The organism is Pseudarthrobacter sp. R1 (assembly GCF_024494415.1).
Classification (GTDB): domain Bacteria; phylum Actinomycetota; class Actinomycetes; order Actinomycetales; family Micrococcaceae; genus Arthrobacter.
On the sequence record NZ_JAMKFI010000009.1, the window covers coordinates 576,972 to 591,095 of the forward strand.

The following is a 14,124-nucleotide window of genomic DNA, read 5'->3' on the forward strand; positions in this document are numbered from 1 at the left end:
CGCAACCAGGACCACCAGTGGAACACCAAAGGCAGCAAGGCCGGGCACCCCAGCACGCCCTCAGCCCGCAAACCACCAAAAACCGCATCCAGCGGGACCAGCGCAAGCGGATCGGTGGATCAAGGCTAAGCATTCAACCTGGAACAGGACCACGAGCCTAATGGGAGTGTACCGTTTGGCCCGTTCGGGACAGCTCGGTATCCGAGCCGCTGGTAGGTGAGCACTAGACGACGTCATAGCGCTGGAAATGACACGCTAGTCGGCAGGGTGAAGAGAATCGCAGGACGGAAGAAACGCTCACCGCAGCTTGACACCTTAGATCCGATGAGCGATGGCCGGCCGGCGCAGATGTCAAAGCCGACCAGCCCCGGGCTACGCGAGTCATCGCGTCCCGGAGGCAAGAACGCCGCCTTCAACGACTCCGCGATATTCCCGTCGCCGGGCCGGCGGACATGCTCTGGTACAAGTACCGCTGGTACTGCGAGGAAGTCGCGTACGGCCGGCCGCCGTTCTTCGGATGAACCCCGCAGGTGCCGCGCTGTGCCCGCTCCACGGCCAGGCTGCGGGACGGGCTCGTGACAGCGGTCATCCACCCAGGCAGGGCCGTGTTGGAGACCGCCGCCGGTGGGCAACCAGGCAGGATGCGATCCAGGAAACAGGATGCTGGATCGGGGAACTCTACAACCGCTCCCGGCAACCCTGGGTAACACCCACACCAGTCGAACCCGAACATTCCCTCACCAGCGAGCTGAGCACGTCCATCGACTGCGCCCGTGAGATCCGCGGAACGGCGTCCAGAGCGAGGGCTGTGAGCGGCCGGGCCGCCAAGGCCTCAACGAGATCCGGCTTGAGGCCAGGGGCAAGCATCCCAATCAGAGTTGCGCCGTCCGCCAACCGGGCGATCTCGTCCTCGGTGGGAGGATTGATCCGCAGCCCCAGGCTTCGTCGGCGCCAACAACCACGGCGCCAGCAGCAGCGTATGCCTTATCACGGAAGGATACTCCTTCCCCGGCACCCTTTTCGACGACCACGTCGTAGCCCAGTTCCAGCAACTGCCCGACGGTGACAGGCGTAGCCGCCACCCTCGATTCCTGGCCTCACTCAGCCACAATCCCGATTCTTGTCACAATAGTTCTTTCTCATCATTCACGCGGTTCGGCGAGATTCGCCCCCGGATACAACTGGTGTTGTTTATTCTTTAGAGGGCTCCCAGCTCAAGCCGACCGGTTGATGGTTGGCTCACAGATTAGGGACGGTTTTTGGTTGTGCCCAGGTCATCCACTGCAAGAACGCCTGGGCGAAAGTGTTTTCGTTGGTGGCGGCTGTGGTTATGTGTCCCCTTCTTGGGGCAACAGCAACTACAGCGAGAGCCGCCACGTGCTCGGCATTTTCCAAACCGGAATTCCGGGGGCCGCCTGGCTTAGGCCAGGGCGACTTCTTCAGCAGTTGCCTTTTCGCGGGCTTCGGTGAGGTAGCGGGCGTAGGCGGGGAGCGTGAGGAAGGACGGGAAGTCGCGGGCGAGGGTGACTTCTTCGAAGATGTCGCGGGCGTCTTCGAAGCGGTCGCCATCGAAGCGTTCGAGCCGTGCGAACTCTTCATCGAGGAGTTCCTCGATCCAGTGGTGGGTGATGATTTCGCCGTGGTCGGTAATAGCGCGGGCGTAGATCCACTGCCAGAGCTGGGAGCGGGAGATTTCGGCGGTGGCGGCGTCTTCCATCAGGTTGTGGATGGTAACAGCGCCGTTGCCGCGCAGCCAGGACTCGAGGTAGCGGATCCCGACTTCGATGTTGTTCCGGATGCCCTGTTCGGTGATGGTGCCCTGGGTTGCGGCCACGTCAATCAGGGCCCGGTCATCAGGGGTGACGTCCTCGCGGGTACGATCCAGCTGGTTCGGCTTTTCGCCCAGGATTGAGTCGAATACCTCGCGGCAGACCGGCACGAGGTCGGGGTGGGCCACCCAGGAGCCGTCGAACCCGTCATCCGCTTCCCGTAGTTTATCTGTACGGGTCTTGAGAAAAGCATCAGCATTTACCGCCGCGTCCCTTCTGCTGGGCACGAATGCGGCAGGGCCGCCGATGGCCATGGCGCCGCGTTTGTGGCAGGCCCGGACGAGTTGTTCGGTGTAGGCGCGCATGAAGGGTGCGGTCATGGTCACCTGGCCGCGGTCCGGGAGGACGAAGCGGGGGCCGCGGGTGCGGAAGTTCTTGATGAGGGAGAAGATGTAGTCCCAGCGGCCGGCGTTCAGGCCGGAGGCGTGGTCGCGCAGTTCGTAGAGGATTTCTTCCATTTCGAAGGCTGCGGTGATGGTTTCGATCAGCACGGTGGCGCGGATGGTGCCCTGCGGGATGCCGAGCAGGTCCTGGGCGAGGATGAAGATGTCGTTCCAGAGCCGGGCTTCGAGGTGATTCTCGATCTTGGGCAGGTAGAAGTACGGGCCTTTGCCCTGGGCCAGGAGGCGGCGGGCGTTGTGGAAGAAGAACAGGCCGAAGTCCACGATGCCGCCGGCGATCGGGGCGCCGTCGATGAGCATGTGCTTTTCGGGCAGGTGCCAGCCGCGGGGGCGGACCACGATGGTGGGCAGTTCGCCGGCGGGGCGGAGCTTGTATTCCTTGCCCTCGGGGCTGGTGAAGTCGATCCGGCGTTCCAGGGCGTCGGTGAGGTTCAGCTGGCCCTTGATGACGTTCCGCCAGGTGGGGGTGGAGGAGTCCTCCATGTCCGCCAGCCAGACCTTGGCGCCGGAGTTCAGGGCGTTGATGGTCATCTTCTTATCCACCGGGCCGGTGATCTCCACCCGCCGGTCTTCCAGCCCCGGTGCCGGCGGAGCGACCCGCCAGGACGGGTCGTTGCGGATGTGCTCGGTCTCCCGCAGGAACCTCGGATCCTGGCCGCCGGCAATGTCAGCCCGCCGGGTCCGGCGTGCCTGCAGCAGTTCCTGCCGACGCTCGGCAGTAGCCCGGTGCAGCTTCGCCACGAACTCCAAAGCGTCCAGAGTCAGTACCTGATTCTGACGATGCACGGGCTGCGCCTTCAGGGTGACGCCCTGGATGGTAATACTGTTCATTAAAATTCTCCTGGTGCAGATACAACTGAAGAGCAGCAGGCCACGCGCCGCGTCGCCTGCTGCCAGTCAGCCGAATAGTCTTAGTGGAACTGGTCTTCTTCGGTCGATCCGACCAGGGCGAGGGTGGATGCGTTCGGGTTGAGCGCGGTGGCGATGTCGTCTAAGTAGCCGGTGCCGACTTCGCGCTGGTGCTTGGTTGCGGTGTAGCCACGGGATTCGGAGGCGAATTCCTTTTCCTGGAGTTCGACGTAGGCGCTCATGCCTTCGCGGGCGTAGCCGTGGGCGAGGTCGAACATTGAGTAGTTCAGGGCGTGGAAGCCGGCGAGGGTGATGAACTGGAAGGTGAAGCCCATGGTGCCGAGTTCGCGCTGGAACTTGGCGATGGTGGCGTCGTCCAGGTGCTTGCGCCAGTTGAACGAGGGTGAGCAGTTGTAGGAGAGCATCTGGTCCGGGAATTCGGCCTTGACGGCTTCGGCGAATTTGCGGGCCAGTTCCAGGTCGGGGGTGCCGGTTTCCATCCAGATCAGGTCCGAGTAGGGGGCGTAGGCCTTGGCGCGTGCGATGCAGGGTTCGATGCCGTTGCGGACCTTGTAGAAGCCCTCGGCGGTGCGTTCGCCGGTGATGAATTCCTGGTCGCGTTCGTCGACGTCGGAGGTGATCAGGGTTGCTGCCTCGGCGTCGGTGCGGGCGATGACCACGGACGGGGTGCCGGCGACGTCGGCTGCCAGGCGGGCGGCGTTCAGGGTGCGGACGTGCTGCTGGGTGGGGATCAGGACCTTGCCGCCGAGGTGGCCGCACTTCTTCTCCGAGGCGAGCTGGTCTTCCCAGTGAACACCGGAGGCCCCGGCCTGGATCATGGATTTCATGAGTTCGTAGGCGTTCAGCGGGCCGCCGAAGCCGGCCTCGGCGTCGGCGACGATCGGGACCAGCCAGTCCTCGACGGTCTGGACGCCTTCGGAGAATTCGATCTGGTCGGCCCGGAGCAGGGCGTTGTTGATCCGGCGAACCACGGTGGGGACGGAGTTGGCGGGGTAGAGGGACTGGTCCGGGTAGGTGTGGCCGGAATTGTTGGCGTCCGCGGCGACCTGCCAGCCGGAAAGGTAGATGGCCCGGAGCCCAGCTTTGACCTGCTGGACTGCCTGGTTGCCGGTGAGGGCGCCCAACGCGTTGGTGTAGCCGCCGGTCTTGTGCTCTTCGGTGAGCTGCTTCCACAGCTTCTCGGCACCGCGGCGGGCCAGGGTGTGCTCTTCGGAGACGCGGCCGCGGAGACGGACGACGTCGGAGGCCGTGTAGTCCCGGGTCACACCTTCCCAACGCGTGTTGGCGGTCCATTCAAGTTCCAGCGCTGCGGCCTGCTGCTCTGCGGACTGTTCTGCGGGTTCAAATGAAGCCGTCATCGTTGATCTCCTGATCATGCTGTTTGTCTGGTTCCATGATTGCGGCTGTGCAATCCGGTCCATTTGTCTGTTCATGCTTTCCGCCGTTATAGGCAGTCGGCGTTGCGAGCGACCAAAGTAAGGCCGACGCCGACCCGCCGGGATTCGGCGGGTCGGCGGGTTCTCTAAGATTCGGTACCGCGAAGGCTATGAGATATTGGTTTGCGGAGAGTGTTTTGCTTGCTCAACTCAGCTCAGCTCGAACGCTTGTCCCAACTGAGCGTCTACGATTGCGGAGGGCTGCACCGATTCTTCCTGCAAGGTCAGCCACCTCCGGCTGACCGTAGAGGAACCGTCGGCCGCTGTAGCCGACGCCTGTAGCGTGTAGGTGCCAGGCTTTGCCGGCAGAGTTACATTGAAACGGATTGTGTGCTGCCCCAGGCTGCCCAGAAGGAAACGTTCCTCCGCAAGCTCGATTTGCCCGTTTGATCCCTCGAGGGTCAGACGAAGATTGCCTTCCTTGATTTCGGCCTCGTCATTGCAGAGCATTACATCTATCGTTCGTTGCGTTCCAACTTGAAGCGTGCGCTGCCAGAAATTGAGGTAGACGCCTAGTGGTTTGAAGGATTCCCCTACGTAGTCTTCAAAGTCTGCGTGAAGTTGCAGGCGTTCGATGTCCGCAAAGTAATCCGATGTATATCCGCCTAGCCTGCTGCTGGCGAGGTATCCGTAAAAAAGAACCCCCGCGTGGTGTCGGTACGAACGCCAGTACTCTGTCAAGCCCGCAAGAAGGTAGCATGCGGTTTTAATTCGCTGTTCCGCGGTCGCTGTCGGATATGGCAACGTGGGGTAAATCGGTTGGGTCAATAGCGTCGGATCTCCCTCTCGTGTGAGCCATAACCACCCGTATTCGCCCACGATGGAGGCGTGGCCGCTTGGCGCGGACCCAAGATGAGGCCCTTCAAAAGCTCCTCTGTTCTCGAGAGAAATCATGTCGAAGTTGGGAGTTTGAGCGTTGCCGTTTGACGAGAACTCGTAGGGGTGGGCTTCGGTCGGATCGTCCGGGCCCGGTGGTGGATTAAGGCTGTCTCCCCATGCTCGGCCGGAAAGATCGAGCTTTCGCACTTCAGGGATTATTTCCTTACCAAGCCATGGCGCTACGGTCTCGAGGCTACTGGCCCACCAAATAATTGACGGGTGATTACTGTTTTCCTTTACCCAATCACCCATCTCTTGCTTGACCACAGCGCGGTCGTGTTCTTTCCGGTATCCAAAAAACAATTCGGGGTGCAGCGTCCATATTGGGAATTCATAATTCACCATGATCCCGAGTTCATCAGCGATATCAAGCCATTTCCGGGGAACGGGACCGATAGTGAACTTCAGCACATTCCAGTTCATCTTTTTAGGCCCGTCACCCAGGAGCTTACGAACCCAGTCTTCGTTCCATGGAAGGGAGCCGCACATTGGATCTTCAAAGAACCGATGAAGGGCTAGGGCAGAGCCGCGCAGAAAAATTGGCTTACCGTTGAGGTAGGCACGTTTCGTTGGGGTGTCGAAGCGGAACTCGCGAACACCGAAACGGGTCAGGGTAGAGTCACCAGATGTTGTGCTTTCGAGTACATAAAGCGTGGGCGAACTTGGACTCCACAGCCGCGCGTCAGGGACGGGAATCGTGCAACGATGGATAGTCCGCTCATAGGGGTCCAGGTGCAGCGTTTCGCGGAAATCTCCGAGCGACTCGTTCATGTCCACGGTGAGGACCCGATGCTCGAGTGAGACCACAGCGGGGGAGCCTTCAAGGTTTTCCACGACAGTCTCGATCACAACTTCCCGTGGGGTCAAACGTGGCGCAACCTGGACCGACCGGATTGACGGTCCGTCGAAGCAGTGAAGCTCCACGTTGTCCCAGATTCCGGGATGCCAAAACTCTTTCTCGAAGTCGTAGGTTCGCGGGCCACCGGCGGGAAGGACACCCGGATGAGCGCCCACTCGGACAAGCAATTCGTTCTGTTCACCCCATCGAATCACCTCCGACAGATCGTAGCTTCCGGCTGTAAAGCAGGCTTCCCGCTTTCCCACCTTGACGCCGTTGACCCAGATTTCGGAGCCGAATTGTGCCTTTAGAACGGAAAGGGTTGCATGATCCCGCGCCGACGGAGCTGTGAAGGAACGGCGATACCAGAAGTACTCGCGATCCTGGTACGAAACACCTCCGGCCTTCGAGTTCTTTGCAGCTTCGTCGATCTCAGGGCTCGACGTGCCGTCTGTAAGAAAACTCAGCAGCTGCCGGTTGTACTGCCCTTCGACGCTCGAAAACTTGCCTACGTCCGCAAAGGGCGGCTCGGCGGCCGAGAGCAGGCCAGGAACATGCACCTGATGGGCGAATGTGGCGGGGACTTCCTCTCGGCTATTCCCTTCTTCCACTTCCCATATGCCATCCAGGCTGATAGTGAGACGATTTGACGTTTTTTCTGCGGTGGACTCTAACAACGTTGTTCTCCTGCCCAGTGATCGTGATCCAACGACGGTATCAAAAAACTGTGGGATTTGAAAATGATTTCATATGGTTGTAGCGAGTCTACTCCTGCTTGTTTCGTCCGGGCGCGAAGACCGGACGGTGTTGTTACTTACTGCCCGGGCTTGGTGCGGCGAATGCTTAAAGGCCCAGGCCCAGGCCCAGGCCCAGGCCCAGGCCCAGGCCCAGGCCCAGGGCCACGCCCGGCAAAGGCTGCCGAGCGTCGTCAATTCCTATCAGTTCGCCACTCCAGACACCCGACACCCGCCTCAAGTCGTCGTTTGGACTGCTGCGGCGTCCTTTTGCCTCCCGCCGGTTACCTGTTCGGCAGGTACCCCGCGCGTTAGGATCCAGAGTGCCGAATATGCTGCTAGCCTGAAACGCAAACTTGTAACCGGACAATGATGATGTTGTTCGGCGCCCGATGATGCCCCGGTTGGCCACTGGCTGCTGATGATCGAAGTAACTGACTGGGACACACCTACCGTTCGGAAGGTTCATCATGAATATGAGTGCGCGGGATCGTGTGCTTTCTGCAGCTGATCTGATTAGTTTTGAGTGCCCCCCGACTGTTGCAATGGTGCAGGCGACGGCTGGTGTTAGCAGCGAAGACGCAACCCGATACCTGAGGGAATGGGAAGAGGCACACGTCACCCCAAGGGGGCAAGGCACCTCGACCGCGCAGGCTCCCTCGACGGGTGGAACAGAGAAGCCAGACACGGAACTCGTTGCCCGTATTAGCCGACTCGAGGAGCGGCAGGTCTCCGACCAGGATCAGTTGAGCCGTGCGCGGGCAGCGGAAAGGGAAGCTCTGAGGGAAGCAGCGGAGCTGCGTAACAGATTATCCTCAGCGGAGGCCCGCGGGGAAACCTTGCAGAAGGCGTACGACGCTCTGCTGCAGCGTATCGCACCCGAAGGCCTGCCTGAGGGGCCGCAGACATCCATGAGGCAGGATCCGTTCCCGACCGCCGGCCCGATCCCGTAATCCGTCACGGAGCGAGTTCTCAGCCCCAGCCAACTCACTGCCGAGAGTCCCGGAAATTGGTAGCTCAGTTCTCTCGGGCGGAGGCGGGCGCGGCCGCTCCGAGTCTTTGGCTACGAATGGCGGTCGCGGTTCAAGCCCAATGCCGGGCCGGAGGAGGGGTTCGCCGGCTAGCTTGATCAGGCGCGGTAATCGCGCACATTCCCCCGGCCTCTGCTTCATCAGCCGGGCCTTTCAAAAAGCTGAGTAGATTTCGCTGTAGTGCGTGAAGGGCCCCAAAGCCAGACATCTGCCTTCCTGTCGGTGGATGCTGTTGTTAACTATTTGAAATAATATCGCTCATACTTCAGATGAAGATGATATCTTTGAGTAGGTAATTCATCCTGAGCGTTTCCTTAAACTACTGCTTTTCAGGGCCGATCCCTTGAAAACAACGTGGCGGATTAGCGGTGTTGACTACTGTTACCGCTTGGACTCGAGAGATATCAGACATCTCATGGAGGAGAAGTTGGTTGTAGCGGAACTCCCGACGTGAGCGCAGTTCTTTGCCCTACGAGTCGAGTTGTCCGAGGCGCCTCACGCCGCGCTGGTCACAATCATGAACACTCACAGCAGTCAATCAGCGTCCCTTAAAAGGGGCGCATCACCCTGCAGAGAAGGGAAACCTGTGGAATACCGCAGCATCAATCTGGGACATTCCGGCGGAGCGGCCGTTCCACAGGACGTACACGGTCGTATCGTTGCTCAATCATCTATCGAGAAACTTTTGGCAGGGCAAAAGAAGGTGGACCCCTGGCCACTTGTAGGACGGATTCTCGGCGTCGATCCGTGGCGGCCGAGCAGTCAATCTCGGTATAGGGAAGCTGTTGGGCAAGTGGCCGTTGGCCGCTTGCTTGAACAGTTAAGCCACGAATGGACCGTCCTGCACTCGGTACCGATTGGTGCTGGTTCTTCCGACGACGTAGACCACGTGGTGATCGGGCCGGGCGGCGTGTATACGGTGAGGACCAGAAGTTATATCGGCCAGGCTGTGTGCGTTAGTGGACAAACCATGTGGGCTACTTGCGAGGCAACGTGGGTCGCCGGTCAGCCCGTCATTGTTTCGAGCGAGGAGCAAAAGCACATAGGCATCGCCAGGTGCGAAGCATCGAAGGTCGCATTGCAGCTTGCCACAGACGTAAGCGGCCAGGTTCCCGTAACCGGGATCATTGTCATAGTGCACGCGAAGAGCGTGACCATTCAAGAAGGTCCCTCCGATGTTGTTGTTCTCACGGACCGCCAACTTCTGGGTTGGCTCAACGCGAGGCCGAGGATTCTGGCTCCACAGCAGCTGCAGCAGGTGAGTGAGGTTGCAGTAGAGCCCCGAACGTGGCCCGATGCACCTGTAAAAACCTCGGATCCTGCACACATTGGGGACGCTTTCAGTGCCCTACAGCGAGCAGTGGACACCTCAAGAAGTCGCCAAGTCGGTTGGCTCATTGGGCTCGTAGCTGGGATGCCGCTTCTGTGGGCAATCGCGTCGCGCCTTTTGTAACAAGGGGTTCTGGTTGCTTACAGAGTCGATCCTCCGCACGCGCGCTTGTTCCAAATGCACAGGATTTTACTGGATCGCGGGTCAGCCGGCCATGTAGAGCTCGCCTTTGACATGAATGGCTTCGCCCATCATGAAGTTGGTTGCGTCTATAGGCTGATCAAAGGTACTTGGAGAAGAAACACCCGAAGGCAAAGTAGGGCCCGCTCTCTCATCTACTTTGTTCCTGATCGGAATATTTGTAGTGCATGGCCATTTGCTAACGGGTCCTCCGACTTGGCACGTACGACTATTCGTGTAGCGCTGGTGGTTATCGGCCAGCCAGCGATCCGCCGATGCCGCCCACGCTGAAGTACCTGTTCAGGAAAACGAAGAGCAACACAGGTGGAGCCATCATGACCACGGCCACGGCCATCACGAGGCCCCATTCGGTCGAGTTCTGCTGGAAGAAAGTTTGCAGCCCGACGGGTAGCGTGTAGTTACCGAAAGAGCGTAGGAAGATGACGGCCACCAGATAGTCGTTCCACGCGACCACGAATGAGAAGATCGCGGTCGACAGGATACCGGGCATGGAGTTGCGAAGTACGATTCGTGTGAAGCTGCCGAACATGCTGGCGCCGTCGACCCAGGCCGCTTCTTCTAGCGCGATAGGGATCGAATCGAAGTACGCGGCGAGCATCCAGATCGCGACCGCAAGGGAGACCCCGACGTAGACGATTGTGACACCGACGAGGTTATCCACCAGTCTGAGACCCGCGAAGAGGATGAAGAGCGGAACAATTGCGGTGATGACGGGCAGTGACTGGAGGACGAAAAGGGTGAGCGAGTACGCCGAAACGGCGCGTCCCCGGCCCCGCGAGAGTGCATATCCCGCTGGCGCTGCGACCACGATACACACCGTCACCGTGCACAGCGTGACGACGAGGCTGTTGCTCAGCCACGTTAGGACGTCCGTCTCCTGGAAGACACTCCGGAAATTCTCGAAGGTGATGCTTGCAGGGGAGCCAGGTGCTGCGCGTACCGAGAGAAAGACCACTAGGGCGACGGGGATAAGGACGATGGCTGTGGCCACGGAGATGACCAGAAATCGCCACCATTTTCCTCGATCGGGGGAGGCCACCGACGCTCCCCGAGGGCGTACGGCGGGCAGATTCGTGGTCTTAATCGGAGACGTGCTCATTCGATGTGCGCCTTTCGGATCTGGCGGAACAAAACTACGGACACGAGGATGAGCGCCGTCGTCATGAGGAAGGCGATGGCGACGCCGTGGCCGACTTGGAAGTTTTGGAACACCGTCTGGTAGGCGAGCACGACCAACGTGGTCGTGGCCCCCGTCGGTCCGCCCTGAGTGAGAAGGTAGATGGTCGGGAAGTCATTGACGCAGAAGATCGTCATCAGCACCCAGCTGACGTAGGTGGGACGGGCGATGAGCGGCAACGTGATCTTCCGGAACGTCTGCCACCTCGTGGCGCCGTCGACCTTGGCCGCTTCGTACACGTTGGTGTCGACTGAGGCGAGGGCGGACGAGGTCATCATCATCATGAACGGGAAGCTGACCCAGACTTTGTACATGCACACCGTGATCTGAGCGAGCACGGGATCGGCGAGGAACAGAGCACTCGGGAATCCCAGGGCTTGCCCGATTGCCGGCAGAAGGCTCTGCGGTGTGGCCACCAGGAAGTTCCAGGCCGTTGTGGTCACGACTATGGGAACCACCCATGGCAGAAGCAGCAGGGTCTTGAACAGCGGCCGCGCAGGAATGACGGTCTGAAGAAGCAATGCGAAGCCCAGACCGACCAGCCAGCTGCCGAAAACCCCAACGATCGTGAAGACCAGGGTGAAAAGTACCGCGCGCAAGAACGACGGCTGCCCGAGGACGTACGCGTAGTTCTCGAGACCGACGAATTTTCCAGGCGCGATGAGATCGCCGTCGCGCACGGATTGGAGCCCCGCGTAGCCGAGCGGGTAGAGGTTGATGAGCAGGAGCAGCACCACCGACGGCATCGCCAGCGCGATCAGTAGCAAGCCCTTTGAGGGTAGAGGCCGGCCGCGCCTCTGCCCCTCGGGGCGCCCCGCAGTCGTGGGAGGTGTCGTGTGCACTGCCCGAACGTCCGTCATTCAGCGCGCTCCTCTTTCATTGGGCGTCGATGGTGTGAGAAGCCTGGCCGGCACTTACTTGTTGGGCAGCGTGTCGATGATGGCCTTCTGCAGGGTCGTCAGCGCCGTGCGGGCGTCGGTGTTGCCCTGGAGGATCGCCTGGGCGAAGTCGATGGGAGGCTGGGTACCGTCGACCGCGATGACGTTCTCGAAGATTCCCTGGTTCCCCGGCGCGCCATAGGTCTTGCCGATGGGCAGCCACTCCTCCAGCACCCTGGAGGCCACCTTGTCGGCCTTGAACTCCGGTGTCTCGGTAGTGGACTTGAGAACGGGCAGCCCCAGCCCGGTGTTTTCGGTCCAGAGCCGTGACATGTTCTGGAAGTAATAGGTCATGAACTCCTCGCTGGCCTCCTGGCTGGGCGTGTTCGTGTGCATCATGATGTTCGAAAGGAACGCCAGAGCACCCTTCGTGCCGTTCGGGCTCGTCAGGGGAGGGTTGAGTTCGATGTCGGCGGCGGTGGGAGAGTTCGGGTTGGTGAGGCGGCCGACCGTCGGCACGTCCCAGCCCATCCCGAACCGCCCCTCGGCCCAAGAGTTCACCTTGTTCTCCAGGGTGTAGCTGACCGACGCGGGGTCCGAGTACCCCTTTCGAACGAGCTCGAGGACGAAGTCGACAGCTTCGATGTTCTCCGGCGTCACACAGTTCGGCTGCTGTTCCTCGTCGAACAGCCCGCCACCGTTGTTGATCATGAGGCCTTGGATCGTCTGCGCGGCGAGGGAGCTTCCGGCGCCGCCGGCCGTGCCGAATCCATAGACTCCGATCTTCTTCAGCCCCTCGCAGGCGTCGAGGTAGGACTGCCAGTCAGTGGGTGTCTCCACGCCGGCCTGCTCGAGGAGCCTCCTGTTCTGCCACAGCACGCGAACGTCCTGGGTGTAGGGAATCGCGACGTACCCCTCGTCGATCTTGAGGCGGTCGAAGAGACCCGGGAGGAAGTCGTCGTAGAGCCCGTTTTCCTTCCACTTCTTCAGGAGGTTGTCCGCATACGCAATCTTTCCCTGCGCGGCGTATTGGAATGCCATGGTCGAGCTACCCGACGACACGGCAGGGCCAGTGTTCGACGCGATAGCGGTCGCAAACGTCTGTGCGAAGGCACTCCACTGCACGACCTGGTACTCGGCGCGGCGGCCACCCTCGCCCTGGAATCCCTCGGTGATCTCCTTGTCCACAACATTGAACGCTGGCGATCCCCATGGCATGTTCCAGAATTTGATCGTTCCCGCGTCGTTCGAGCCGCCACCGCCTCCGGAGCTGCAGCTGGTGAGGAAGGCGGTAAGCGTCGCCCCTGCGCCTAGGGCAAGTAGCCTACGGCGGGTCATCATCATTAATTGGGGAGTCATCATCGAGTCCTCTCAAAGGCGGCTTTTGCCTAACAAAGTCCGTTCCGGTTGTCTAAGACTATGACCGACGCATTACAAATAGTCAATCGTATTTCGCTCATATGAAAAACGGCCTGAGGCGTTAGTGGGCAAAGGCTCGCTCTAACCGTCCTCAAGCAAGACTTAGCTCGGGTTGACGGCGCTCCACGGACACTTCCACGCTTCCTTCGGTTCCACACACATGACCCTCAAGGACTGCCGACCCCGGCCACATCAGACCTAGAGCTCATGGCACCCGCATGGCTTCCTGGTCGCATTCCGATCCCGTCTCGTCAAAGTGAGCCGGAAGTACCAGCCGTATCTGATGGCTGCTGCTCGCGTCGGAATCCGGAACCGCGCAGGCACTCCCCGGACCAATATAAAAACGCCGATAACGATGATTCGGTCAACTAGTGATCGCGTTAGCCCCAGGGGAGCAGGAACCGTAGGAGTGTCCCCTCGCACCCGCTCAGGTTCTCGGAGATCGCCTCGCCGAAGAGCCGCATTGGACGGCCTCGCAGGGAGCACGGGGCCACTTGAGACCGCCGATCGGCCGGCCTCGCCTGGCACCCGAAACTCAAAGCAACGATCACGTGGCGTCAGAATAGGGCGAAATTTCCATCTTATTGACAGTCGCTCATGATGTCTCACATCCCACTCTGCCAGTCGAACGGCAGGAAACCGAGGTGCGGTAGCCCGAGAATCATCGAAGTAGGCCAAAGAAGCCGGACTCGATGAGACTCGCTTGCGGCAGGAGTTGACGAAGTTCCTCTTGCGGCTCGACGGGTGCCTGAGAACAAGACGGTAGCCCCCCACCGGCAGGTGAATCCTCCCTTGTAAGAAGCCTTTACGACAGGTTGGGGTGTACCCCGGATGAGGGCCAGAGGCTCCCACTTCTTGATAGCTGAAGGCGGCCTATGCCGCTGCAGTACCGCGGGCGTGTCCAAGGAACGATCGTTTTCGCAAAAGAGTCAGGGTCTGGGGGTCAAACAGCTATCCGCTCCGGGGGAAGTCGGCGCGTGTCAAGCTTTCGTGCTGGTTCCCTGAGTGGCACTGTTGAAGCCCGCCATTTCTGGCGTCTCGACGTCAGATGTTTCGCGATGGAATCGGAGGCAGGATGTTCCGCTGGCAGTTAGCGCCGAC

8 protein-coding genes and 1 pseudogene are annotated in these 14,124 nt (G+C 60.3%); 1 reads left to right on the top strand and 8 read right to left on the bottom strand.

The genetic code is table 11. The features are described from left to right. Positions 1 to 741: 741 nt before the first annotated feature. From M8J71_RS23715 to M8J71_RS20080, 5 genes and pseudogenes are all read right to left on the bottom strand, one after another. Positions 742 to 1,082 (bottom strand): annotated as a pseudogene (locus M8J71_RS23715) (Re/Si-specific NAD(P)(+) transhydrogenase subunit alpha); the annotation flags it as partial. A gap of 338 nt (positions 1,083 to 1,420) precedes the next feature. Continuing rightward, positions 1,421 to 3,061, bottom strand: a complete 1,641-nt coding sequence (gene aceB, locus M8J71_RS20065) for a malate synthase A (protein ID WP_256249553.1) — start codon at positions 3,059 to 3,061, stop codon at positions 1,421 to 1,423. Positions 3,062 to 3,141: 80 nt separating this feature from the next. Next, a complete protein-coding gene (gene aceA / locus M8J71_RS20070) occupies positions 3,142 to 4,458 on the bottom strand; it encodes an isocitrate lyase (RefSeq protein ID WP_256249554.1) in 1,317 nt (438 codons plus the stop codon). A gap of 228 nt (positions 4,459 to 4,686) precedes the next feature. Further along, positions 4,687 to 6,930 (bottom strand): glycoside hydrolase family 2 TIM barrel-domain containing protein, encoded by a 2,244-nt coding sequence (locus tag M8J71_RS20075; RefSeq protein WP_256249555.1) that lies wholly within the window; start codon positions 6,928 to 6,930, stop codon positions 4,687 to 4,689. 166 nt (positions 6,931 to 7,096) lie between these two features. After that, entirely contained in the window at positions 7,097 to 7,228 is a 132-nt protein-coding gene (locus tag M8J71_RS20080) for a hypothetical protein (protein WP_256249556.1), read from the bottom strand. Between the two features lie 1,307 nt (positions 7,229 to 8,535). Here M8J71_RS20080 and M8J71_RS23720 point away from each other — a divergent pair. Next, a complete protein-coding gene (locus tag M8J71_RS23720) occupies positions 8,536 to 9,471 on the top strand; it encodes a nuclease-related domain-containing protein (RefSeq protein ID WP_374114871.1) in 936 nt (311 codons plus the stop codon). Between the two features lie 307 nt (positions 9,472 to 9,778). On the opposite strand, the gene M8J71_RS20085 is transcribed toward M8J71_RS23720, so the two are convergent. The 3 genes from M8J71_RS20085 to M8J71_RS20095 all read right to left on the bottom strand — a co-directional run bounded on the left by M8J71_RS20085 (position 9,779) and on the right by M8J71_RS20095 (position 12,822). After that, complete coding sequence (locus tag M8J71_RS20085) at positions 9,779 to 10,588, bottom strand: carbohydrate ABC transporter permease (protein WP_256249557.1); 810 nt, start codon at positions 10,586 to 10,588, stop codon at positions 9,779 to 9,781. A 56-nt stretch (positions 10,589 to 10,644) separates the two neighbouring features. Further along, a complete protein-coding gene (locus M8J71_RS20090; protein WP_256249558.1) occupies positions 10,645 to 11,493 on the bottom strand; it encodes a carbohydrate ABC transporter permease in 849 nt (282 codons plus the stop codon). A 147-nt stretch (positions 11,494 to 11,640) separates the two neighbouring features. Continuing rightward, the gene (locus M8J71_RS20095) at positions 11,641 to 12,822 is read right to left on the bottom strand and encodes an ABC transporter substrate-binding protein (RefSeq protein ID WP_256249559.1); all 1,182 of its coding nucleotides are present in this window, start codon (positions 12,820 to 12,822) and stop codon (positions 11,641 to 11,643) included. Positions 12,823 to 14,124 lie beyond the last annotated feature (1,302 nt).

Bases quoted from the DNA above. Each gene is read 5' to 3' on its own strand.
- aceA (WP_256249554.1), bottom strand. From the start codon at position 4,458: ATGACGGCTTCATTTGAACCCGCAGAACAGTCCGCAGAGCAGCAGGCC.
- M8J71_RS20095 (WP_256249559.1), bottom strand. From the start codon at position 12,822: ATGCCATGGGGATCGCCAGCGTTCAATGTTGTGGACAAGGAGATCACC.
- aceB (WP_256249553.1), bottom strand. From the start codon at position 3,061: ATGAACAGTATTACCATCCAGGGCGTCACCCTGAAGGCGCAGCCCGTG.
- M8J71_RS23720 (WP_374114871.1), top strand. From the start codon at position 8,536: ATGAACACTCACAGCAGTCAATCAGCGTCCCTTAAAAGGGGCGCATCA.